At 69.3% G+C, this 22,408-nt stretch carries 22 protein-coding genes and 1 other RNA gene; 14 read left to right on the forward strand and 9 right to left on the reverse strand.

Features of this window, described 5'->3' with window-relative positions; genetic code table 11:
* Positions 1 to 6: 6 nt before the first annotated feature.
* Positions 7 to 348, reverse strand: coding sequence for a Rieske (2Fe-2S) protein (locus ACEOAB_RS03245; protein WP_413749944.1), 342 nt, complete (start codon positions 346 to 348; stop codon positions 7 to 9).
* 143 nt (positions 349 to 491) lie between these two features.
* A complete protein-coding gene (locus ACEOAB_RS03250) occupies positions 492 to 848 on the reverse strand; it encodes a TfoX/Sxy family protein (protein ID WP_413749945.1) in 357 nt (118 codons plus the stop codon).
* A 175-nt stretch (positions 849 to 1,023) separates the two neighbouring features.
* Between ACEOAB_RS03250 and ACEOAB_RS03255 the strand changes: the two genes are divergently transcribed.
* From ACEOAB_RS03255 to htpX, 7 genes are all read left to right on the forward strand, one after another.
* Entirely contained in the window at positions 1,024 to 1,239 is a 216-nt protein-coding gene (locus tag ACEOAB_RS03255; RefSeq protein ID WP_056514449.1) for a YgaP family membrane protein, read from the forward strand.
* A gap of 3 nt (positions 1,240 to 1,242) precedes the next feature.
* Complete coding sequence (locus ACEOAB_RS03260) at positions 1,243 to 1,785, forward strand: RNA polymerase sigma factor (protein WP_495653457.1); 543 nt, start codon at positions 1,243 to 1,245, stop codon at positions 1,783 to 1,785.
* Positions 1,782 to 2,813 (forward strand): dihydroorotase, encoded by a 1,032-nt coding sequence (gene pyrC / locus ACEOAB_RS03265; RefSeq protein WP_413749947.1) that lies wholly within the window; start codon positions 1,782 to 1,784, stop codon positions 2,811 to 2,813. The genes ACEOAB_RS03260 and pyrC overlap by 4 nt, the downstream gene beginning before the upstream one ends.
* 172 nt (positions 2,814 to 2,985) lie before the next feature.
* Entirely contained in the window at positions 2,986 to 3,807 is an 822-nt protein-coding gene (locus ACEOAB_RS03270; RefSeq protein WP_413749948.1) for an NYN domain-containing protein, read from the forward strand.
* Complete coding sequence (locus ACEOAB_RS03275) at positions 3,804 to 4,550, forward strand: DUF3025 domain-containing protein (protein ID WP_413749949.1); 747 nt, start codon at positions 3,804 to 3,806, stop codon at positions 4,548 to 4,550. Before ACEOAB_RS03270 ends, ACEOAB_RS03275 begins: the two co-directional genes overlap by 4 nt.
* An 82-nt stretch (positions 4,551 to 4,632) precedes the next feature.
* Positions 4,633 to 6,882, forward strand: a complete 2,250-nt coding sequence (locus ACEOAB_RS03280) for an IgaA/UmoB family intracellular growth attenuator (RefSeq protein WP_413749950.1) — start codon at positions 4,633 to 4,635, stop codon at positions 6,880 to 6,882.
* 197 nt (positions 6,883 to 7,079) lie between these two features.
* Complete coding sequence (gene htpX, locus ACEOAB_RS03285) at positions 7,080 to 7,952, forward strand: protease HtpX (protein ID WP_056597543.1); 873 nt, start codon at positions 7,080 to 7,082, stop codon at positions 7,950 to 7,952.
* A gap of 96 nt (positions 7,953 to 8,048) precedes the next feature.
* Here htpX and ACEOAB_RS03290 read toward each other — a convergent pair whose 3' ends face one another.
* The 4 genes from ACEOAB_RS03290 to cysK all read right to left on the reverse strand — a co-directional run bounded on the left by ACEOAB_RS03290 (position 8,049) and on the right by cysK (position 12,352).
* Entirely contained in the window at positions 8,049 to 9,023 is a 975-nt protein-coding gene (locus tag ACEOAB_RS03290; RefSeq protein ID WP_495653458.1) for a ProQ/FinO family protein, read from the reverse strand.
* Positions 9,024 to 9,073: 50 nt separating this feature from the next.
* Positions 9,074 to 9,697: a flavin reductase family protein gene (locus ACEOAB_RS03295; protein ID WP_413750790.1), complete on the reverse strand. Its 624-nt coding sequence runs from the start codon at positions 9,695 to 9,697 to the stop codon at positions 9,074 to 9,076.
* A gap of 25 nt (positions 9,698 to 9,722) precedes the next feature.
* Positions 9,723 to 11,360: an NAD(P)/FAD-dependent oxidoreductase gene (locus ACEOAB_RS03300; protein WP_413750791.1), complete on the reverse strand. Its 1,638-nt coding sequence runs from the start codon at positions 11,358 to 11,360 to the stop codon at positions 9,723 to 9,725.
* Between the two features lie 71 nt (positions 11,361 to 11,431).
* Positions 11,432 to 12,352 carry a cysteine synthase A gene (cysK, locus tag ACEOAB_RS03305; RefSeq protein WP_495653459.1) on the reverse strand — a complete coding sequence of 307 codons (921 nt, stop codon included), beginning with the start codon at positions 12,350 to 12,352 and terminating at the stop codon, positions 11,432 to 11,434.
* 96 nt (positions 12,353 to 12,448) lie between these two features.
* On the opposite strand from cysK, the gene rnpB reads away from it, so the two are divergent.
* The 6 genes from rnpB (at position 12,449) to ACEOAB_RS03335 (ending at position 18,175) form a co-directional block, all read left to right on the forward strand.
* Positions 12,449 to 12,806, forward strand: an RNA gene (gene rnpB, locus ACEOAB_RS03310) — RNase P RNA component class A.
* 165 nt (positions 12,807 to 12,971) lie between these two features.
* Positions 12,972 to 13,433 carry a MarR family winged helix-turn-helix transcriptional regulator gene (locus ACEOAB_RS03315; protein WP_495653826.1) on the forward strand — a complete coding sequence of 154 codons (462 nt, stop codon included), beginning with the start codon at positions 12,972 to 12,974 and terminating at the stop codon, positions 13,431 to 13,433.
* A 3-nt stretch (positions 13,434 to 13,436) separates the two neighbouring features.
* Positions 13,437 to 15,548, forward strand: coding sequence for an FUSC family protein (locus ACEOAB_RS03320; protein WP_495653460.1), 2,112 nt, complete (start codon positions 13,437 to 13,439; stop codon positions 15,546 to 15,548).
* Positions 15,545 to 15,751 carry a DUF1656 domain-containing protein gene (locus tag ACEOAB_RS03325; RefSeq protein WP_056597537.1) on the forward strand — a complete coding sequence of 69 codons (207 nt, stop codon included), beginning with the start codon at positions 15,545 to 15,547 and terminating at the stop codon, positions 15,749 to 15,751. Before ACEOAB_RS03320 ends, ACEOAB_RS03325 begins: the two co-directional genes overlap by 4 nt.
* Positions 15,752 to 15,764: 13 nt before the next feature.
* On the forward strand, positions 15,765 to 16,703 hold the full coding sequence (locus ACEOAB_RS03330) for an efflux RND transporter periplasmic adaptor subunit (RefSeq protein WP_056597536.1): 939 nt from the start codon (positions 15,765 to 15,767) through the stop codon (positions 16,701 to 16,703).
* Positions 16,700 to 18,175, forward strand: a complete 1,476-nt coding sequence (locus tag ACEOAB_RS03335) for an efflux transporter outer membrane subunit (protein WP_495653461.1) — start codon at positions 16,700 to 16,702, stop codon at positions 18,173 to 18,175. Before ACEOAB_RS03330 ends, ACEOAB_RS03335 begins: the two co-directional genes overlap by 4 nt.
* Positions 18,176 to 18,184: 9 nt before the next feature.
* On the opposite strand, the gene ACEOAB_RS03340 is transcribed toward ACEOAB_RS03335, so the two are convergent.
* The 3 genes from ACEOAB_RS03340 to ACEOAB_RS03350 all read right to left on the reverse strand — a co-directional run bounded on the left by ACEOAB_RS03340 (position 18,185) and on the right by ACEOAB_RS03350 (position 21,195).
* Positions 18,185 to 18,727, reverse strand: a complete 543-nt coding sequence (locus ACEOAB_RS03340) for a hypothetical protein (protein ID WP_413750711.1) — start codon at positions 18,725 to 18,727, stop codon at positions 18,185 to 18,187.
* A 78-nt stretch (positions 18,728 to 18,805) separates the two neighbouring features.
* Positions 18,806 to 19,534, reverse strand: coding sequence for an RNA pseudouridine synthase (locus ACEOAB_RS03345; protein WP_413750710.1), 729 nt, complete (start codon positions 19,532 to 19,534; stop codon positions 18,806 to 18,808).
* Positions 19,531 to 21,195 (reverse strand): MBL fold metallo-hydrolase, encoded by a 1,665-nt coding sequence (locus ACEOAB_RS03350; protein WP_495653462.1) that lies wholly within the window; start codon positions 21,193 to 21,195, stop codon positions 19,531 to 19,533. The genes ACEOAB_RS03345 and ACEOAB_RS03350 overlap by 4 nt, the downstream gene beginning before the upstream one ends.
* A gap of 119 nt (positions 21,196 to 21,314) precedes the next feature.
* Here ACEOAB_RS03350 and ACEOAB_RS03355 point away from each other — a divergent pair, with 119 nt between their 5' ends.
* A complete protein-coding gene (locus ACEOAB_RS03355) occupies positions 21,315 to 22,316 on the forward strand; it encodes a Bug family tripartite tricarboxylate transporter substrate binding protein (protein WP_413750708.1) in 1,002 nt (333 codons plus the stop codon).
* Positions 22,317 to 22,408 lie beyond the last annotated feature (92 nt).

Genomic DNA, 22,408 nt, shown 5'->3' on the forward strand with positions numbered 1-22,408 from the left:
TTGTCTTCACTCGGCCCGGCCGAGCCACACGCTACCGTCCGCTCTTTCGTGCACCGCCAGCGGCGTGAGCCGCGAACCGCGGCAGGGACCGCCGACGCACTTGCCGGTGTCGGGCTCGAAGATGGCGCCGTGCCGCGCGCACATCAGAAAGCGGCCTGAACTCTCCAGCACCTGGCCCTCGAAATCAAGCGGGCCGCCCGCGTGAGGGCATTGGTTGAGATAGCCGTGGACGCCGCCTTGCCAGCGCACGGCGAAGGCCCGGGCGCCGCCGGGCGCGGTGAACAGGGCGGCGGGGCCGTTGTCGGCGAGTGCCGGGGAGATCAGCTGGGGCTCTGTCGTGCTCATCATTCTTTTGACTGCATTTCGCAAGGAAGCCTGGGCCTGCGCGGAGGAAACAGTATCTCCTGCGAGGTGGGGCGAGGCAAAGCAGTCTGCATGGCCGATCTCGCGTAGGAGCGCATGAACGATGCCGCTCCCGTCGATCCACAAGGCTAGGTGACCTTGCCGGCCGGCTTCTTCAGGCTTTGTGCCACCAGAACAGCTTCCCTTGCCAGGGCTGCCAACGCTTCATGGTCTTCGATGATCTCGATGGGGACCTCGAAGTACTTCTTGACTTGCACCCGCCGAGCCTTCGTGTCGTAGGCAAAGCACTTGCTGCCCAGCTTCTCGTACTTCGGCCGGGTGTCCTTGTCCACGACGAAGTACACGGTGCTGCCCATGATCATCGCGAACTGCGTGGCGTCGGCCGACAGCCCCGTTCCGCCGAAGAATCGGGTCTTGGCGATGCGCGGGATTCCGCGGAGACGGTCAACGATGAAGTCGACGAACTGCGACGAGGCTTCCGACATGATGCTGCTGGCGTCAGGCGCGTGATGGAAAAAGCGCAGTGTCGCCGAGTGCGGCCACGCTGCGTCGGCTCCCGGCAGTGGAAAATTTGTGGATTCCCGCGAACCGTTCGGCGGGTTCGACGCCTCCTTGTTTCCGAGGGTCTTCCTCATGCACCCAAGGATCGAAGGAGTCACCATGGTCTACGTCAAGAATGTCCCCGGTTGGGAACGCGCGCTGCGCATCGTCATGGGCCTCGCCGGCCTGCTTTTCGCCGCCATGAGCTGGGGCACGGCCGGCTTCGGGCTCGCGGTGATCGCCGGGCTCACGGGCGCGACGCTCGCGCTGACGGGCCTGTTCGGCTTCTGCCCGATGTGCGCCATGGTCGGGCGCAAACCTGGCAAGGGGCGCTGAGCCATGGCCGTGGGCATCGACCGCACCGGCCTGATCCAGGCCGCGCAGACCGGCGACCCCGCCGCCATCGCGGGCCTGCTCGCGGTCTGCCAGGCCGATGCGCGCCGCTACGCCTGGCGGCACTGCCAGGCCAGCGACGTCGACGACGCCGTGCAGGAGTCGCTGCTGGTGATCGCCCGCAAGGTCCGGGCGCTGAAGGCGGCCGCGGCGTTCTCGTCGTGGCTCTTCACCGTCATCCGGCGCGAGTGCCTCAGGCTGCAGCGCGCGATGTTCCGGCACGAACCGCTCGACGACGAGGTGGCCGAGCGGCAACTGGCCAGCCGCAGCGACGGCGCTTTGCGCATCGACCTCGCGCACGCGCTGGAGTCGCTTCCCGCGCACTACCTCGAAGTGGTGCTGCTGCGCGACTTCGAGGAGCTGACCATCGCCGAGATCGCGGAACGGCTCGACGAACTGCCGGGCGCCGTGAAGAGCCGGCTGCACCGCGCGCGGGCGCTGGTGCGCGAGTATTTGCTGGGGGGCGATGCGACAATTGCCGGGCCATGACAGACACCCTCACGATCACCCGCCCCGACGACTGGCACCTGCACGTGCGCGACGGCGCCGCCCTCGAAGCCGTTGTTCCCCACAGCGCGCGCCAGTTCGGCCGCGCGCTGATCATGCCGAACCTGCGTCCCCCCGTGACCACCGCCGCGCAGGCCGTGGCCTATCGCGACCGCATCCGTGCCGCCGTGCCCGCAGGCACCGCCTTCGAGCCCGTGATGTCGCTCTACCTCACCGACAAGCTGCCGCCCGAGGAAATCGCGCTGGCTGCCGAGGCCGGCGTGCGCGCGCTCAAGCTCTACCCGGCCGGCGCCACCACCAACAGCGATGCCGGCGTGACCGACATCCGCAAGACCTACAAGACGCTCGAAGCCATGCAGAAGCACGGCCTGCTGCTGCTGGTGCACGGCGAGGTGACCGACCCCGCCATCGACCTGTTCGACCGCGAGGCCGTTTTTGTCGATCGCGTGATGATTCCGCTGCGCCGCGACTTCCCCGAACTGAAGGTGGTGTTCGAGCACCTCACCACCAAGGAAGGCGCCCACTACGTGCGCGACGCCGGCCGCTTCACGGCAGCCACCATCACGGCGCATCACCTGCTCTACAACCGCAACGCCATCTTCACCGGCGGCATCCGCCCGCACTACTACTGCCTGCCCGTGCTCAAGCGCGAGACGCACCGCGTGGCACTGGTCGAGGCGGCCACCAGCGGCAGCGACCGCTTCTTCCTGGGCACCGACAGCGCGCCGCACCCGGCGCACCTGAAGGAACACGCACTTGGCTGCGCCGGCTGCTACACCGCGCTCACGGCGATCGAGCTGTATGCCGAAGCCTTCGACAACGCGCAAGCGCTCGACAAGCTCGAAGGCTTCGCGAGCTTCCACGGCCCCGACTTCTACAGCCTGCCGCGCCACACCGACACCATCACGCTCAAGCGCGAAAGCTGGACCGTGCCTGAGACCGTGCCCTATGGCGATGCCACGCTGAAGCCGCTGCGCGGCGGCGAAACCGTCAACTGGAAGCTCTTGTGAGTCTTTCATCACGCGATCAGTCGCTCAACGCGCGGCATCTGAGGTTGGCAAGATCCCGTCGAGCAACACCACGGAACCGGCTTTGCCGGGCCGTTGGTGTTGCCCCCGGTGAGGGGGTGGGAGAAGCGACACGAAGTGCGCGCAGCCTGGGGGTGAGCCAATGATTCGCGTGATGCTGCTGATCGACGCCGACAACGTCTCGGCCGACGTGATCGAGCAGGCCGTGCAGCGCACGATGGACGAGTACGGCGCCATCCACGTGCGCCGCGCCTACTGCAATGCCGAGATGGCGGTGAACCGCCAGGCCCTGTTCAAGCGGCTGTCGGTGCGCCCGATGGTGAACCTGTCGACCGGCAAGAACAGCACCGACATCGCACTGGCCGTCGACGCCATCGACCTCGTGATCGACGAGCGTCCCGACGTGGTGGTGCTGGTCTCGTCCGACTCCGACTTCGCACCGCTCGTGATCCGCCTGCGCGAGAAGGGCTGCCGCGTTTGCGGCATCGGCCAGCAGGGCAAGACGGGCGAGGAAACGGTCGGCATCTACGACAGCTTCATGGACCTGGCGCACCACGGCGCAAGCTACGCCGCGCCCGCGGTGCGCACCACGCCCGCGAAGAAGGCGGCCTCCGCCAAATCGGTTGGCACCAAGACCTCGCGCGCGAAGAGCGCCGGCACGACGACCGCAGCCGCCCCCGCACCTGCAGCGAAGAAGGCCGCGGCGAAGAAGACGGCCCGCAAGACGGCCGCCAAGGCGCCCGCCGCGCCGCAACCGCAACCTCCGTCCGAAGCCGCCGAGTTCATCCTGCAGGCCGCGCCCGCATTGCGCAGCGGCAAGGACGTACCGCTCAACGACGTGGCGAAAGCCTTGCGCACCGCCGGCCTGCTCGGCAAGCACGGCAGCTCGCTCAAGCTGTTCGACAAGCTCACCGCGGAGTTCGCGGTGATGCAGCATCCCGACCGCATCCGCTGGACGGGCGCGCCCGCGCCTTGATCCTGCCGGCGGTCGACTGGGCGCAGCCCTGGCTTGCGCCCTATCGTTCGAGCGGCGAAGCGGTGGCGCAGGCCGCGCAGCATGGCGGAGTCGCCGCCGCGCTGCAGGGCATCAAGCCCGCGCAGGTGCCCGACTTCGTGCACCAGGACGCACTGCCTCCAGGCCAGGCCTACGAGGCGCACATCTTCCAGACCCGCAGCGTGCCCACGCGCGACAACCTTCACGACTTCTTCAACGGGCTCGTGTGGCTCGCGTTTCCGCACACCAAGCGCCGCCTCAACGAACTGCAGGCGGGCGAGATCGCGCGCAGCGGCGTCGCGGCCGTGCGCGGTCCGCTGCGCGACGCGCTCACGCTGTTCGACGAGAACGGCGCGCTGCTCGATGCGCCACCCGCGCTGTGGCGCGCGCTGGTCGCGCGCGACTGGCATGCGCTGTTCGTCACGCAACGCGGCCTGTGGAGCGAAGCGCGCCTGCTGCTGTTCGGGCACGCGCTGCTCGAAAAGCTGGTGACGCCGCGCAAGCCGATCACGGCGCACGTGCTGCTGCCTCGCGACATGGACGCACCGCCGGCCCTCGACGACGCAGCGATTGCGAAGAATTTCGATGCGGACTGGCTCCAAACGAAGCCTTTCGTACCCCTTCCGGTGCTCGGCGTGCCCGGCTGGTGCGCTGAAAATACAGCGGCATCCTTCTACGTCGACGCGGGGGTCTTCCGGCCCTTGCCGAACACCTTGCAGGTGTAGTTTTCGCGGGCTCGGGAGGCCCGCCGCAGCGCGTGCGCCGCACGCGGACTGCTTTCCATTTCAGAGGGGCTCAGACAACAACATGGACACCGTCATTCTTCTGCTCAAGGTCGGGCTGATTCTTTACGCGATCTACAGCTTCATCGTCTACGCCTCGCGCCGTTCCGGCAACCGCGATGCGCTGAAGGGCTTTCGCAACACGCCCGTGCTGCGCCGGATCACCGACGAAGAGAAATCCGCGCTGCAGCCTTTTCTGATGGGGCAGGGCCTCACGGTCGACGACGAGGTGCGCGAACTCCGCGGCGCCTTCCTGCGCCACGGCCTGCAGACGCAGGGCTCGTCGACCGAGCACGACACCATCGGCGACGTCGACGTGCTGTTGCCCTACGACGCCATCGAGTACATCGAGCCGCACAACGAGGCGCTGGTCGTGCTGAGCAAGAAATGCGCGGTGGTGATCCGCGTGAACGGCTTCGACCTGCTCGAAGGCCGCCAGCGCGCGCAGCGCCAACAGGCGCAGGACAAGCAATGGAAGCGCGGCGAAGCCGGCGCGCTGCCGAGCCTCGACGAAGTTGCCCAGGACGCGAACCCGCTCGCCCGCTACGAACGCGGCGAGGTCGACATCCTCGGCCAGCGCACCGAGACCCCCGAGGAAGTCGCGAGCCGCATGGGCCGCGGCGGCTGGGCGTCCTCCTTCGCATGGCTGGCCGCCTTCGTGCTGCTGTGGATCGCCACCTGGGACGCCACGCGCGGCGCGCAGGCCTACCTGCTGGGCGCGGGCCTGCTCGCGGCGCTGTGGGCCGCATGGCTTTTCGTGCGCCGGCCGTCGGCCACGGCGGCGGCGCGCCAGCCGCAACCCGTCAACCGCGTGCGCGGCATGCTCAACCAGATTGCCGTGGCCGACGCGCGCAACGTGGCGGTCAGGAAGGTCGGCATGTTCATCGGCGACAAGCTGAGCCTGGTGCTGCCTTCGCATTGGAGCAACCCCGCGTCGGTGCCGTACGGCGAGGTGATCGAGGCCGAGCTGCGCACCAGCGACTACAGCGCGGTGAGCTTCGGCGACAAGTGGTCCGTGGCCGACGAATGGCGGCGCTTCCGGCCCGTGTATTGGGGGCGCCACCTGCTGCTGTTGCTGGTCGGGCTGCTGGCCCTCGGCGCGCTGGCGCTGGCGGCGCCCGACCTGCGCGGCGAGGCGGCGGTGGTCGCGCATTGGATCTCGCATGCAAAGAGCCCTGGCTACGCCAACCCCGCGCAAGTGGGCGAGAACCCGCCGAAGTGGGCCAGCTTCGCGAACATGGAAGGCGAAGCCCGCTGCGAGATGGACATGAACGGCCGCAGCGAAGACTCGCACGCCGTGCCGGTCATCGACTGCACCACCGTGCGCTGGGCCGGCTCCGATCCCGTCGTGCCCGCGCTGGAGATTCCGCAGAGCGTGCTGGCGCTCGCCCGGGCGGACTTCATCCGCGCGTCGGAGAACGGCATGTCGGCCGCCCTGATGGCGATGCTGCGCATGCAGTTGGGCCAGGCGCCCGACCCGCTCGCGGCCTACCGCGCGCGCGAGAACGAGCCGATGATCGTGCGCGGCTTCGACCGTTCGGTGGCCATGATCGAGGCTGCCTGCCACGACAGCGGCGGCCTCTCGCCCGAAGCCTGCGCCCGCCTGCAGCGCGAACTCGTGCGCGCGATCGACGCGACCGTCGAGAAGGACGGTGCCGACACGCCAGTCACTACCTGGGCGGCGTTGGCCGCCAGCGCGAAGACGGGCGCGGAGAACACTGACCTCGTGCTGTCTCGCAGCCAGCTCGCGACCGTGCAGCGCGTGCTGCGGCAGGCCGTCGACAGCGTGGTCGCCGCGAAGATCGCGGCCGCGCGCCCGGCCATCGTGCCGGCCAAGGGCGGCGTGCTGCTGACGTCCACTTCCCGCATCGGCGATGCGCAGGGCAAGTCGGGTGAGTCCGACGCCGAGCCGGGCGAAGACGGCGCCGATGCCCCGGCCGATGACGCGCCCCGCGGTTCCCTGCTCGAACGCTGGGAGCGCCTGCGGCGCAATGCCACCACCGACGGCCTGCATCCCTTCGTGCTCGAGGGGTTGGTGACCGCCGTCGGCGAGGACGCCGAGGGCACGACGCTGGTGCGCATCGACCCGAGCCTGGACGCCGCGCGCACGGCCAGCGCCGGTGCGTACACGCTGTGGGCGCTGTTCGCGGCGCTGCTGGTGCTGGTCAACGGCATGCTGTTCGCGGTGCGCCTGACGCAGGGCATGCGCCGCAGCGCCCGCCTGCACGCCGACATCGCCACGCGCCCGGCACCGGGAACGACAGGCCTCTTCTGAGTTCACCGACAGGCCTTTGCGCGGCCGGGGAATACCCGGGCGTTGGAACTTTTGCTCCTATCATGTTTCTACCGGCTGCCGCCGGCCGGAGCGCCCCACAACGCACAACAACACCCAGGACCTCCATGCCGCGCACGGCTTGAAGAGGGCCGTGAAGCCCTCATCTGGGTGGCAGATTTCCCCACGGAGAATTCAACTTGAAACGTATCCTTCTGTTCGTCCTGACCAATGTGATGGTCGTCGCGGTGCTCGGCGTCGTCGCCAGCCTGCTCGGCGTCAACCGCTTCCTCACGGCCAACGGGCTCAACCTGACCGCACTGCTCGGCTTCGCGCTGGTGATGGGCTTCGGCGGCGCGATCATCTCGCTGCTCATCAGCAAGCCCATGGCCAAGTGGACGGCCGGGCTGCGCATGATCGACAACCCCCAGTCGCCCGACGAGGCCTGGATCGTCGGCACGGTGCGCAAGTTCGCCGACAAGGCCGGCATCGGCATGCCCGAAGTTGCGATCTTCGAAGGCGAGCCCAATGCCTTCGCGACCGGCGCGTTCAAGAACTCGTCGCTGGTGGCGGTGTCCACCGGCCTGCTGCAGAACATGACGCGCGAAGAGGTTGAGGCCGTCATCGGCCATGAGGTGGCGCACATCGCCAACGGCGACATGGTCACCATGACGCTGATCCAGGGCGTGATGAACACCTTCGTCGTGTTCCTGTCGCGCGTGATCGGCTATGCGGTCGACAGCTTCCTGCGCCGCGGCGACGACCGCTCGTCGGGCCCCGGCATCGGCTACTACGTGAGCACCATCGTGCTCGACATCGTCCTGGGCTTTGCCGGCGCGATGGTGGTGGCCTGGTTCTCGCGCCACCGCGAGTTCCGCGCCGACGCCGGCTCGGCCGCGCTCATGGGCAACCGCCAGCCGATGATGAACGCGCTTGCGCGCCTGGGCGGCCTGCCGGCCGGCGAACTGCCGAAGGCGGTCGAAGCCATGGGCATCACCGGCAGCATCGGCAAGCTGTTTGCCACGCACCCGCCGATCGAGGAGCGCATTGCGGCGCTGCAGAACGCGCGCTGAGCAAGCTGCGGGGACGCAGCAAACATCGCGTCGCCCATGAAAAAAGCCGCCACAGTGATGTGGCGGCTTTTTGCATTGGGGCTGGCGCGCCGTGCTTCAGTCGGCGGCGGGCGCGTCGGGGGCGGCTTCTGCTTCGGGCGCTGCCTGCACGTCCGTTGCTGCCACAGCTGCTGCTGCCACAGCTGCTGCTGCCGCAGCGGCCTCTGCCCGCTTCTTGTCGTCGCGCACCCGCTGCAGCGTGCGCGTCACGTCGCCGGGCTTCATGCCGTACATGTCGGCGAACTCCTGCTCGCTTCGCCCGCTGGCCTCGAAGGCGCGCAGCAGCGCCTCGCGCTTGGCGGCCTGCTCGGCGAGTTCGGCCAGGGCTTCGTCGACCACGGCGTTGGCGTTCGCGTCACGCGAGCGCACGAGCACCGCATAGGCCTCGCGGTCGAGGCCCGAGGCCTCGACGGCCTTGGCGATGCGCGCCACCAGCTGCGGTCGCAGTTCTTCGGCGTTGCCGTTGTTGCGCAGCATGCGGCGGCGGTGCAGCTCGAGGATGGCGTGGTGCACATGCTCGGGCGCGACCGGGTCGAGCGCGTTGCCGTCGAGGTCGTGGCGCGCCAGGCCGGCGGCCACGGCTTCGAGGTAGCGCGTGGAGCGCGCGTGCTGGCCCATGGCGATCTTCAGGTCTTCGGCCTTGAAGTCCTCGGGATGGCGCGCAAGCAGTTCCTCGTACACGCCGAGCTTCAGCGGCACGAAGCGCGCGCCGAAGAGCTGCGGGTACAGCTCGAACAGGCGCTCCAGCACCGGGTTGACCTTGCGCGGCGCGCGCTGCGGTTGCTGCTGCTGCGCCTGCGCCTTCTGCTGCTGGGGCTGCTGCGCACGCGGGCCGCGGCCGGCGTTCTTCTGCCGCGGCGGGCGGGAGGCCTGCTGGGGTCGCTGCTGCTGCTGTTGCTGCGCCGGCGCGTCTGCGCCCGCGTCTGTTCCTGCACCGGCCTGCAGCTGCTTCAGCTGGTCGGCCATGTCCAGTTGCTGGCGCCGGGGCGGGCGGGCGTTCGTCTTGGGGGTGGCGGTGGAAGCGTCGGTCATGCGGGGGCGCTGTGGAAAGGATTGGAAAAAAGAAGGCCGGCGCAGCGCGTTCAGCGCGGCCGGAACATCCTGAAGAGATTGTCGGGGCTGACTTCGAAGTAGTCGCCCGGGCCGCCGCCGCGCAGGATGGGCTGCGCCGCGGCGGTGTCGTAGATGCCGTCCTTCAGCAGGTGGCGCGCGATGTGCACGCCCACCACTTCGCCGAGCACGAGCCAGGTCTGCACGGGCACGCCGTCCACGCCTTCGAGCTGCAGGATCTGCGTGAGCTTGCACTCGAAGGACACGGGGCTTTCGGCCACGCGCGGCACCGCGATGGTCCGCGAGGCGGCCGTGGCGAGGCCGGCGAGTTCGAACTCGTTCACCTCGGGTGGCACCGCCGCACAGGAGCGGTTCATCTGCTCGGCCAGCGGCCGGGTTGCCAGGTTCCAGCCGAACTCCCGCGTCTGGCGGATGTTATGCAGGCTGTCCTTGGCGCCGATGCTGGCGAAGCCGACGAGCGGCGGCGTGTAGTTGAAGGCGTTGAAGAAGCTGTAGGGCGCGAGGTTGAGCACGCCGTGCGCGTCCTGCGACGAGATCCAGCCGATGGGGCGCGGCCCGACCATCGCGTTGAACGGGTCGTGCGGCAGGCCGTGGCCCTTGGCGGGTTCGTAGAAATGGAAGTCGGCGCTGGCCATGCAGGTCTCGATGTCGGGTGGCGGCTCAGTGGCTCAGTGCCGAGGCTTCGGCCAGCACGCCGTGCGCCACGGCCTCGGCCACCTTGATGCCGTCCACGCCGGCCGACAGGATGCCGCCCGCGTAGCTTGCGCCTTCGCCGGCCGGGTAGAGGCCGCGCACGTTGAGGCTCTGGAAATCGTCGCCGCGCGTGATGCGGATCGGCGACGAGGTGCGCGTTTCGACGCCGGTGAGCACCGCGTCGTGCGTGTCGAAGCCCTTGATCTTGCGGCCGAAGGCGGGGAAGGCCTCGCGCATGGCCTCGATGGCGTAGGCCGGCAGCGCCTTGTGCAGGTCGGTCGGCGTTACGCCGGGCTTGTACGACGGAATCACGCTGCCGAGCGCGGTCGAGGGCCGGCCGGCGATGAAGTCGCCCACCAGCTGGCCCGGCGCGCGGTAGTCGCCGCCGCCGAGCACGAAGGCGTTGCTTTCGAGTTCGCGCTGCAAGGCGATGCCCGCGAGCGCATCGCCGGGGAAGTCTTTCGGGTCGATGCCCACCACGATGCCCGCGTTGGCGTTGCGCTCGTTGCGCGAGTACTGGCTCATGCCGTTGGTGACCACGCGGCCCGGCTCGCTGGTGGCCGCCACCACGGTGCCGCCGGGGCACATGCAGAAGCTGTAGACCGAGCGGCCGTTGCTCGCGTGGTGCACCAGCTTGTAGTCGGCCGCGCCGAGCAGTGGGTGGCCCGCATGACGGCCCCAGCGAGCGCGGTCGATCAGGCCCTGCGGGTGCTCGACGCGAAAGCCGATGGAGAAGGGCTTGGCCTCGATGTGCACGCCGCGCGCATGCAGCATCTCGAAGGTGTCGCGCGAGCTGTGGCCGAGCGCCATCACGACGTGGTCGGCGCGCAGTTCGCTGCTCGTGCCTGTGGTCTGGTCGAGCACGGTGAGGCCGCGAAGGTGGCCGTCTTCGATGTGCACGTCGGTCACGCGCTGCTCGAAGCGGATCTCGCCGCCCAGCGCCACGATCTGCTCGCGGATGTTCTCCACCACCTTCACCAGCTTGAAGGTGCCGATGTGCGGATGCGCGACGTAGAGAATTTCGGGCGGCGCGCCGGCCTTCACGAACTCTTCCATCACCTTGCGGCCGAGGAAGCGCGGGTCCTTGATCTGGCTGTAGAGCTTGCCGTCCGAGAAGGTGCCGGCGCCGCCTTCGCCGAACTGCACGTTCGACTCGGGGTTGAGCACGCTCTTGCGCCACAGGCCCCAGGTGTCGCGGGTGCGCTGGCGCACGGTCCTGCCGCGTTCGAGCACGATGGGTCTGAAGCCCATCTTCGCGAGCATCAGCGCCGCGAAGATGCCGCAGGGCCCGAAGCCGACCACCACCGGCCGCGCCGTGCCTTCGGCCGCATTGGCCGGCGGCGTGTAGCGCATGTCGGGGGCGTTCTGGATGTGCGGATGGCCGGCGTGCTTCGCGAGCAGTGCGGCTTCGAGCTTCGCGTCCTTCAACTGCACGTCGCAGATGTAGACCGTGAGCAGTTCGATCTTGCGCGCGTCGAAGCTGCGCTTGTAGACGGTGTGGGCGGCGATCGCTTCGAGGGGGACGTCGAGCGTCCTGGCGATCAGTGCGGCCAGCGCGTCGGGCGCGTGGTCGAGCGGGAGTTTGAGTTCGGAGATTCTCAGCATGGCGTGGGGCTTGTAGTTATCAAGCAGGCCGCGCATTTTAAGCGCCTGGGCGCTATGAAAGGGATAGCGGGTCAGGCAGGTAGGAAGCCTTCTACCGACAAGTACCGCTCGCCAGTGTCGTAGTTGAAGCCCAGCACCACCGCATCGGGCGCCAGCGAGGGCAGCTTCTGCGCGATGGCCGCGTGGGGGGCGCCCGACGAGATGCCGACCAGCATGCCTTCCTCGACCGCGCAGCGGCGCGCCATTTCGCGCGCCGGTTCGGCGTCGACCTGCAGCACGCCGTCGAGCAGCGAGGTGTCGAGGTTCTTCGGGATGAAGCCCGCGCCGATGCCTTGAATGGGGTGCGGTGCCGGCGCGCCGCCGGAAATCACCGGCGAGGCCACCGGCTCGACCGCGAACACCTGCAGCTTGGGCCACTTCTTCTTCAGCACCTTCGCCACGCCCGTGATGTGGCCGCCCGTGCCCACGCCGGTGATCAGCACGTCGACGCCGTCGGGAAAGTCCGCCGCGATCTCCTCGGCCGTGGTGCGCACGTGCACGTCGACATTCGCGGGGTTGTTGAACTGCTGCGGCATCCACGCGCCGGGCGTGCCGGCCACGATTTCCTCGGCGCGCGCGATGGAGGCTTTCATGCCCCCGGCGCGCGGCGTCAGGTCGAAGGTGGCGCCGTAGGCCAGCATCAGGCGGCGGCGCTCGACCGACATGCTGTCGGGCATCACCAGGATCAGCTTGTAGCCCTTCACGGCCGCGACCATCGCGAGGCCGATGCCGGTGTTGCCCGAGGTCGGCTCGACGATGGTGCCGCCGGGTTTGAGCGCGCCGCTCTTCTCGGCGTCTTCCACCATCGACAGCGCGATGCGGTCCTTGATCGAGCCGCCGGGGTTGGCGCGCTCGGATTTGACCCAGACCTGCTGTTTCGCATTGCCGAACAGGCGGTTGATACGGATGTGCGGCGTGTTGCCGATGGTCTGGAGGATGTTCTGGGCCTTCATGGAATCTCCTTGGGTCGATGCGTTTGACGGATGGACAGCGCGCATTGTGGGACCAGCCCGCCCATGCGCCCGGGCAGGGGCGATAATCCACCCCGTGAAGCACGCCAGACCGCCGCTGGTGCAAGCCCGAAAGGGGCGACACCTTCGGGTGCCGCGTCGAAAGACCGCACTGGAGGAACGTCCGGACTGCACAGGACAGCGCAGGAGTTAACGACTCTCCACCGTGAGGTGAGGATCAGAGCAACAGAGACGAGCCGATTGAGTTCGGGTGAAACGGGCAATCTCTGCGCGCAGCAACACCAAGTAGGCCAGTATCGAGGTGGTTCCGCTGAGCTGGCGGGTAGGTGGCATCGAGCCGTTTGGCGACAAACGGCCCAGAGTAATGGCGGTCACGTCGAGGGCTTCGCAAGAGGCCCTCGATGCACAGAATCCGGCTTATCGGCGGGCTTCACACTTTTCTTCCCTTTTCCTTTTTCGCGCCTTCGACTGCTGAAGGCGGGCGGCAGCCTTGCCGCCAGCATGGATTGGTAGTTACCCGTATAATCGATAGCATGCTAATTAATAGGCGGCTATCTTGAGCAAATCGAGCAACTCCTCCCCAAAGCGCGAAAACGCGCTGATGCGGCTCGGCATGGCGCTCTCGGTGCTGCAGCGCGGCTACCGCGCGTCGGCGGACAGGGCGGTGGCGCACGTCGGCGTGTCGCAAACGCTGGCCTGGCCGATCGTGATGCTCGGGCGCATGAACGGCGAAGTGCGCCAGGGCGTGCTGGCCGATGCACTGGGCATCGAAGGCCCGTCGCTGGTGCGCTCGCTCGACCAGTTGGTGGAGGCCGGTTTCGTCGAGCGCCGCGAAGATCCGGCCGACCGCCGCGCCAAGACCTTGCACCTCACGCCCGCAGGCAAGGCCGCCTGCGCGCCCATCGAGGCGGCGCTGAGCCTGATGCGCGGCGAGCTGTTCGAAGGCGTGTCCGACGACGACATCGCTGCCTGCCTGCGCGTGTTCGGCGTGCTTGAGGAGCGCCTGGGGCGCCCGGTCCCGGCGCCGCACGCGCAGCAATCGCCGCAGGAAGGGCGCAGGTAAGAAATGCCCGCGCTCCGTCTTCCGCGCTTCAGCCGCGCGGAGCTTCTCTTTTCCGGCAAGAGCTTCGCCGCCGCCATGTTGGCGATGTACCTCGCCAGCCGTGCCGGCCTGCCGCGCCCGTTCTGGGCGCTCATGACCACCTACGTCGTCGCCCATCCGCTGGCCGGCGCCGTTCGCTCGAAGGCGCTGTACCGCTTCTGCGGCACGCTCATCGGCTGCACCGCGACCGTGCTGATGGTGCCCGCGCTGTCCAACGCGCCGGAACTGCTGACGCTGGTGCTCGCGCTGTGGGTGGGGCTGTGCCTGTGCATCTCGCTGTTCGACCGCACGCCGCGCTCCTACGTGTTCATGCTCGCGGGCTACACGGCCGCGCTGATCGGCTTTCCGTCGGTGCAGACGCCGCTCGCGCTGTTCGACACCGCCGTGGCGCGCGTGGAAGAAATCGGCCTCGGCATCTTCTGCGCCACGCTGGTCCACAGCCTCGTGCTGCCGGCGGGGCTTGCGCCGACCGTGCTGGGCCTGCTCGATCGCACGCTGCTCGACGCGCGCAAATGGCTCGGCGACCTGCTGCAGCCCGCCGGCCGCAGCAGTGGCGCCGAGCCGAAGCGCCTCGACGACGACCGCCGCCGCCTCGCAGGCGACATTACGCAACTGCGCCTGCTCTCCACCCACGTGCCCTTCGACACCACGCACCTGCGCTGGACCGCCGGCGCGATCCGCGCGATGCAGGACCGCGTTGCCGCGCTCACGCCCGCGCTCTCGGCCGTCGAAGACCGCCTGCAGGCGCTGGAGCAGGCCGAAGGGCAACTCGCACCCGACGTGGCCGCGGTGCTCGCGCAGGCCGCGCAGTGGCTGCGCGAGGAGGCCGAACCTGCCTCCGCCCACAGTGCCGAGCGCCTGCAAGCCCTGCGCCGTGCCATCGACGCATTGAGCGCCGCTCCTGCCGACGCGCAGCAGCCCACGCCATGGGGCCGCGCCCTGCGCATCGGCCTCGCCGGGCGCCTCGAAGAACTCGTCGACGGCTGGACTGCCTGCGCCCGGCTGCGCCTGGACATCGACGAAGGCTTGAAGGGCGCCGCGCCGCTGCGCCGCACGGCAGCGCTCGGCAGCCGCGTGCTGCACCGTGACTACGGCATGGCGCTGCTGTCGGCGCTCGCGGCCGTCATCGCCATCTGCCTGTGCGGCGCGTTCTGGATCGTCACCGGCTGGCCCATGGGTTCGGCGGCCACCATGATGGCCGCCGTCTTCTGCTGCTTCTTTGCCACCATGGACGACCCCGTGCCGGCGATCCACGGCTTTCTCAAGTGGACGCTGTGGTCCATCCCGATCTCGGCGCTCTATGTGCTGGTGCTCATGCCCACGGTGCAGGACTTCGGCATGCTTGTCGTCATCTGCGCGCCGCTCTTCCTGCTGCTGGGCTTCTACCTGCCGCGTCCGACGCATTTCATGCCCGCGATGGCGCTGATCTTCGGCGTGGCCGGCACGCTCGCGCTGCACGACACCGCCAGCTCCGACCTCGTGAGCTTCATCAACAGCATGATCGGCCAGATCGTCGGCGTGCTGGTCGCGGCGCGCGTCACGCGGCTCGTGCGTTCGGTCGGTGCCGACTGGAGCGCGCGCCGCATCCAGCGCGCCACCTGGCGCGAGCTCGGCGACATGGCCGCCTCGCCGCAGCCGCAGTATGCGCAGAGCGATGCGTACGCCGTGCGCATGCTCGACCGCATCGGCCTGCTCGCGCCGCGCATCGCGCAGGCGGGCGGCACCGTCGAAGGCGTGGCCGCCAACGACGCGCTGCGCGACCTGCGCATGGGCGCTGACATCGCCGTGCTGCAGCGCGTGCGCGCCCAGCTGCCGTTGGCCACCTCGGCCGCGCTGCTGGGCGGCATCTCGCGCTTCTTCCGCCAGCGCGCCGAAGGCCGCACGAACCCGCGCCCGCTCGACCTGCTGCCGCAGATCGACGAGGCACTCGGTGCCGTGCTTGCCGCGCGCGGCACCGCTTCTTCCGCCGCATCGCGCTCGGCCGTCACCGCACTGGTCGGCCTGCGCCGCAATCTCTTTCCCGATGCGCCGCCCAGGCTGGCGGGCGCAGCGCTCACCCAAGGAGCTTCCGCATGATCGGTGAAGCCAGTTTCTACGGACTCTACGTGCCCTGGATCATGGTGCTGGCCCTCGGCGCGCTGCTCGCGCTGTGGGGCGTGCGCCGACTGCTTGCGGCCGCCGGCGCCTACCGCTGGGTGTGGCACCCCGCGCTGTTCGACATGGCGCTGTACCTGTTGCTGCTCTACGCACTGAGCCGCCTCACTTCCTACCTTCAATGACAACGAGATTCCGATGACAGCCCCCCGTTCCTCCGCAGACAACCCATGGGCCCGGCGCCTCGGGCGCGTTCTTCTCACCGTGGCCGTGGTGGCCGCCGCCGTGTGGGCCGGCCTGCGCCTGTGGGACCACTACGAACTCGCGCCGTGGACGCGCGACGGCCGCGTGCGCGCCAACGTCGTGCAGATCGCACCCGACGTGTCGGGCCTCGTCACGGCAGTACCGATCCGCGACAACCAGCCGGTCGCCGCCGGCACGCTGCTGTTCGAAGTGGACCGCGCCCGCTACGACCTCGCCGTGCGCCAGGCCCAGGCAGCGCTCGCCGCGCAGCGCGCGATGAGCGCCCAGGTGCAGCGCGAGAACGCGCGCAACGCGGGCCTCGACGACCTGGTGTCGAAGGAGTCGCGCGAGCAGACCCGTTCGCGTGTCGAGCAGATGCAGGCCGCCGTCGCGCAGGCCGAGGTGGCGCTCGACTCGGCCCGCCTCAACCTGCAGCGCGCCCAGGTGCGTGCGCCGGCCGACGGCCTCGTCACCAACCTCGACCTGCGCCAGGGCAGCTACGCCGCGGCGGGCCGCCCGGTGCTCGCGCTGGTCGATGCGCAGTCGTTCTACGTCGAAGGCTATTTCGAGGAAACCAAGCTGCCGCGCATCCATCTCGGCGACCGCGTGCGCGTCACCCCGATGGGCGGCGGCGCGGTGCTCGAGGGCGCGGTCGACAGCGTGGCCGCCGGCATTGCCGACCGCGACCGCTCCACCAGCGCCAACCTGCTGCCCAGCGTGAACCCGACCTTCAACTGGGTGCGGCTCGCGCAACGCATTCCGGTGCGCATCAAGCTCGATCCGCTGCCGCAGGGCGCACGCCTCGTCGCGGGCCAGACGGTCACGGTGCAGGTGCTGGGGAACAAGCCGGCGCACAGCGCCGTGGCACCGGCAGCCGCGCCGCAGAAGGGATGAACGCCATGAGCCGCTTCGCATTTCGCCTTGCATCGCTGGCCGTCGCCGCCGGGCTCGCGGCCTGCGCGGCGGTCGGTCCCGACTACCGCCAGCCGCCCGAGGCGCTGGCCAGCCAGGGCGCCGCCGCGCGGCCCTTTGCCGAGGCGTCCTCCAACGCCGCGCCGCTGCCCGCCCACTGGTGGCGCCTGTACCACGACCCGCTGCTCGACAGGCTGGTCGAACAGGCCCTCGCGCACAACACCGACCTGCGCCAGGCCGTCGCCAACCTCGAACGCGAACGCGCCATCGAAGACGAAGTGGCCGGCGCCAAGTACCCGACCATCGGCGTGAACGGCGGCCCTTCGTTCGGCCATGTGTCGGGGCTGTCGCTGCTGCAGAAGGGCTACGAGCCGCCGAGCACCTTCAACTACAGCGCGGGCGCTTCGCTGTCGTACCAGGTCGACCTGTTCGGCCAGATCCGCCGCGGCATCGAGGCCTCGCAGGCCAACACCCAAGCCGCCGAAGCCGCGCTCGACCTCGTGCGCGTGAACGTTGCGGCCGGCACCGCGCGTGCCTACGCCGAAGCCTGCGCTACCGGCCTTCGCCTGCAGATCGCAGAGAAGTCTGTCGCCTTGCAGCAGGACGCCGTCAACGTCACCGACCGCCTGCAACGTGCAGGCCGCGCCGGTGCCATCGACGCAGGCCGCGCGCGTGCGCAACTGCAGCAGCTCAACGCCGCCTTGTCCCCGCTGAAGGCCGAACGCCAGGGCGCGCTCTATCGCCTTGCCACGCTGACTGGCGCAGTGCCGCAGGACTTCCCGCGCGAAGTGGCCGACTGCACCGTGCCGCCGCGCGTGGCTGGCACGCTGCCGGTCGGCGACGGTGCCGCGCTGCTGCGCCGCCGCCCCGACATCCGCCAGGCCGAGCGCAGCCTTGCGGCATCGACCGCGCGCATCGGCGTCGCCACGGCCGAGCTCTATCCCAAAGTCACGCTGGGCCTTTCAGGCTCCTCCGCCGGCCATGCCGACGACTTCGGCCGCAAGGACACCTTCGCCTGGAGCCTCGGCCCGCTGATCTCGTGGACCATTCCCAATACAGGCGTCGCACAGTCCCGCATCGCCCAGGCCGAGGCCGGCACGCGCGCCGCGCTCGCCAAGTTCGACGGCACGGTGCTCACCGCGCTGCGCGAAACCGAGACTGCACTCGGCACCTACGCGCGCGAACTCGATCGCCACGCCGCGCTGCAAGCCTCGCGCGACGAAAGCGCGAAGGTCGCCGCGCAGGCGCGTCAGCTCTACCAGAACGGCCGCACCGGCTACCTCGATTCGCTCGACGCCGAACGCTCGCTGGCCGCCAGCGAAGCCGCCCTCGCGGCCAGCGAGGCGCAGCTGGCCGACGACCAAGTGGTGCTGTTCATGGCGCTCGGCGGCGGCTGGGAGCCCGACGACGCGCACCTTGCGCAGGGCGCAACGCCGATCACCGCGAAGCAGTGACCGCGGCCCTCAGCGTGCGAACAGCCAGCCGCCCTTGGGCTGGCGCACCAACTCGTGGCGCTTGACGGCGCGTTCCTCACCGTCGTCGCCCACGTAGACCACCTCGAAGCGCAGCAGCTTCGGCGTGACCATCTTCCAGTTCTGGATGCGCTTGACCGTCACGCAGGCGGTCTTGTCGTGGTACTGCATCTCCGACATCGGGCCGCCCTGGAAGCCCGTGGCGTCGAACAGGCGGCCGGGCGCGGCGAAGGGGTTGAGCACCGCGCCGTTGCGCGCGGTGATGCAGCCTTCGGTCCGCACGAAGGACTCGATGGTCGGCGAGGCGCTGCGCACCACCTTTCCCACAGCCGGGCTGGGGGGCTTGACGCCGATGGCGTCGCGGATGCGCTCGACCTGCTCCTCGGTGATGGGCGCGAGGCCGTCCTTCGAGACAACGGCCGGCGGCGGCGCTGGGGGCGCGGACGGCGTTGACGGCGTGAGAAGCGTGCAGCCCGCCACCAGTGCCAGCGGCACGGTGCAGGCCAGGGCGGTGCTCGGTGTTCCGAACTTCATTGGCTCAGTCTCCCTGTCGGCGGCCCATCGGGGCCACGGCTGAAAATTGCGGGCCGCGAACTTGCGGTGCATCGTTGTTCAGAAGCGTTCGTGGGGTGCGAGATAGCGCCACTGGCCGGGCTGCAGCCCCGCCAGCGGCACGCGGCCGATGCGGATGCGCCGCATCGCAAGAATGCGCAGGCCCACGCCGTCGCAGATATTGGCGATCTGCCCCGGCCGCGCGCCCTTGAGCGCGAAGCGCAGGCCCGTTTGCTCGTCGCTCTGGCGGCCGATGCTCACGCGCGCGGGCGAGCGCTCCAGCCGCGCCAGCACCTCGGGGCTCACCGGGCCGGCCACGTCCACCATCACCTCGTGCTCGAGGATGCCCGCGTCTTCCTGCAGCTTGCGTTCGATGCGGAATTCCTGCGTGTAAGCGACCAGCCCGCTGGCGCCGGTCTCGAGCGGCGTCATGCAGTGCTGCGCCTTCGCATGCGCCGGCAGAAAACGCAGTCCGGCGCGCTCGGGCTCGTGATGGTTCGCAGCCACCAGCAGGCGGTGCGCGATGTCGGTGGCCATGCCTGCAGGCTTGTACAGCAGCAATGTGACGGGCAGCACGGGCTCGGGCTTTGCGCCGGCCTCGATCTCGACCTGCTGGTGCGGCAGCACGCGCGACTGCGGCAGCATCTGCGGCACGCCGTCCACGCGCACCGCACCGTTCTCTATCAGCAGCTCGGCCTCGCGCCGCGACACGCCGGCCAGCGCCGCCACGCGCTTGGCGAGGCGGATGCCCTCGTCTTCACCCGGAGAGTTCCTGTTGTTGTTGGTCATCGAGCCACCGCCAGTCGCCGGATGCGCGCCACGTGCGCGGCCAGCGAGCGGGCCGCCACCGGCCACATGCGTTCGGGCACGTCGTCGTAGGCCAGCGGCAGCCATTGCTCGGGCGTGCCTTCGGGCAGCTTCTGCATGGCGGCTGCGATCCTGGCCTCGCGCTTGAGCCGGTGCGCCTTCAGCATGCCGATGGCGGTGCGGGCAAAGCCGATCACGTAGCCATGCGCGGGCAGGATGAAGTCGATGCCGCCGGCCGCGCAGGCCGCATCGAGCGTGTCGAGCGAATCGAGGTATGCCGTCATGTCGCCATCGGGCGGATCGACCACCGTGGTGCTGCCGTTGAGGATGTGGTCGCCGGAGAACAGCAGCCCGTCTTCTTCCAGCACCAGGCACAGGTGGTTGGCCGCATGGCCGGGCGTGTGGATCACGCGCAGCGTGTGGGCGATGGGCTCGCCTTCGGCCGTGGTGCCCGACAGCACGAGCCGCTGGCCATCGGCCAGTTCGCGCTCGGGCGTGAAGCGCGCGCTGGCGCGAGCTGTAGGCTTCGAGGCCAGACCGAGGATCGGCGGCTTGGCGTTCTTGCACAGCGCCTGCAGCGGCGCCGCGCCCGGCGAGTGGTCGGCATGCGAGTGCGTGCAGACGATCATGCGGATGTCGCCCTGCGTGGCGCCCCACAGCCGGCCGATGTGGCCGGCGTCGTCCGGACCCGGATCGATCACGATGTAGCCTGTGGCCGCATCGCCCACGATGTAGCTGTTGGTGCCCGGGCCGGTCATCGCGCCCGGGTTGGGCGCGGTGAAGCGCATCACGTTCTTCAGCAGCGGCACCGGGCGTTCGCTCTGCCAGTCGAGTGCGTGCATGACCTGTCCGTCGGGGCACACCAGCGCGAGCTCGCCGAACGGCGATTCGTGCTCCATGTAGCGCGCGTCCTCGCCCTTGAGCAGGCCGGCGCGCGGGCAGCTGGTCCACAGCGGGGTCTCGCCGGCGCAGGCTGCGAGCAGGGCATCCACGGTGGCATATGCGGCCATGCGCTGCAGCGTGCGCACGGTCGGGAAGATCATGAAGAAGCTGCCTGCCGCATGGCGCGCGAGTGCATCGGCGGGGCGCACCCAGCAGGGCTCGAACTGTTCGCTCTCGTCGGCCGCGGGCTCCTGGCCTTCGGGCATGCGCGCCACCAGGAAGGGCACGTCGAAGCGCCTGGGCAGGTCGCGGTCGGTGATCCAGTGCGCGAAGGTGAACACGCGGTCTGCATCGAGCATCAGCCCGCGTGCCGCGCATTGATCTGCAAAGGCCGTGCCCGCCGTGTTGCCGCGGTCCATGGCGGCGATGTCTTCGGCGTTGGCGGGCCGCCCGTCGGCATGGTGCGCGAGCAGCACGCCCAGCTCCTCGAAAGCCTCGCGAATGGCCGCGATGGCCTGCGTGCGCTGCAGGCCGCTTTGCGTGGGTCGATGCGCGGCGATGCGCTGGGCCGCTTCGTCGGCGGCGTCGATCTGGCCGCCGGGAAATACGTAGGCGCCGGGCGCGAAACTGGCGCTGGCCGAGCGGCGGGTCATGAGCACTTCGATGCCGGCGGCGCTGTCGCGCAGCAGCAGCACGGTGGCGGCCGCGCGCGGGGGCGCGGGCGCGCGGGGGTTGTGTAGTTGTTGGGTGGAACGGACCATGGGGCGATTATGGAGAGCAGGCACGCGGCGTGCATGCCGCGCATAAGCTCATATGGAATCGGGCATCAGCGGCGCGCCACAATGCGCGCTTGCACCGCTTGCCTCGCAGAAAGACAGTCATGTTTCATTCTCCCTTCTCTCGAATTGGCCGCCGCGCACTGCTGCTGGCCGCTGCCTCGCTCGTTGCGCCCGCCGCCTTCTCCCAGCAGGACTGGCCGCAGCAACCCGTCACGCTGATCATGGGCTTTCCGGCCGGCTCGGGCGTTGACGTGGTGGCCCGCGTCATCCAGGAACCGCTGTCGAAGCAACTCGGCAAGCCCGTCGTCATCGACTACAAGTCGGGCGCCGCCGGCAACATCGCCAGCGAGTACGTGGCGCACGCCAAGCCCGATGGCTACACGCTTTCCTTCGGCACCGCAGCCACGCACGGCAGCAACGCCGCGCTCTACAAGAAGCTGCCCTTCGACGTGGAGGCCGACTTCGTGCCGGTGGCGCCGGTGCTCGACGTTTCGAACGTGCTCACCATCAATCCCGACGTGATCAACGTGCGGACCTTGAAGGAATTCGTCGAGCTGGTCAAGGCAAATCCCGGCAAGTACAACTATGCGTCTACAGGCAACGGCGCGGGCACGCACATGGCCTTTGCCGAATTCAATTCGCGCCTCGGCCTGAACATGGTGCACGTGCCCTACAAGGGCGGCCCCGAGGCGATCACGTCGGTGGTGCGCGGCGAGACCTGCTGCATCATGAACCAGGTGCAGACCGTGCTGCCGCACTACAAGGCCGGCAAGGTGCGCCTGCTGGGCGTGACCACCGCCGCCGCGGTGCCGGCCGTGAAAGAAGTGCCCACCATCGCCTCGAGCGGCCTGCCGGGCACCAAGGGCTTCGACAGCTCGATCTGGTTCGGCATCTTCGCGCCGAAGGGCACCGACCCGCAGATCGTCGACAAGCTCAACGCGGCCGTGAAGGCGGTACTTGAAACCCCTGAGATCCGCGAGCGCTTCGAGAGCCAGGGCAATACCGTGCGCATCGAGTCGCCGGCACAGTTCAAGAAGACTGTGCACGACAACCGCGTGAAGTGGGCGGAGGTTGCGAAGGCTGCGAACATCAGCATCGATTGAGGCCTTGGGGGTGTGCGCAGGCCATCGGGTAACTCCCTCCGCGAATGTCCCCCGGCCTGCGGCCTCCTCCTTTATTTCGCTGCGTGAGTCAC

Source organism: Variovorax sp. Varisp53, from assembly GCF_059491555.1.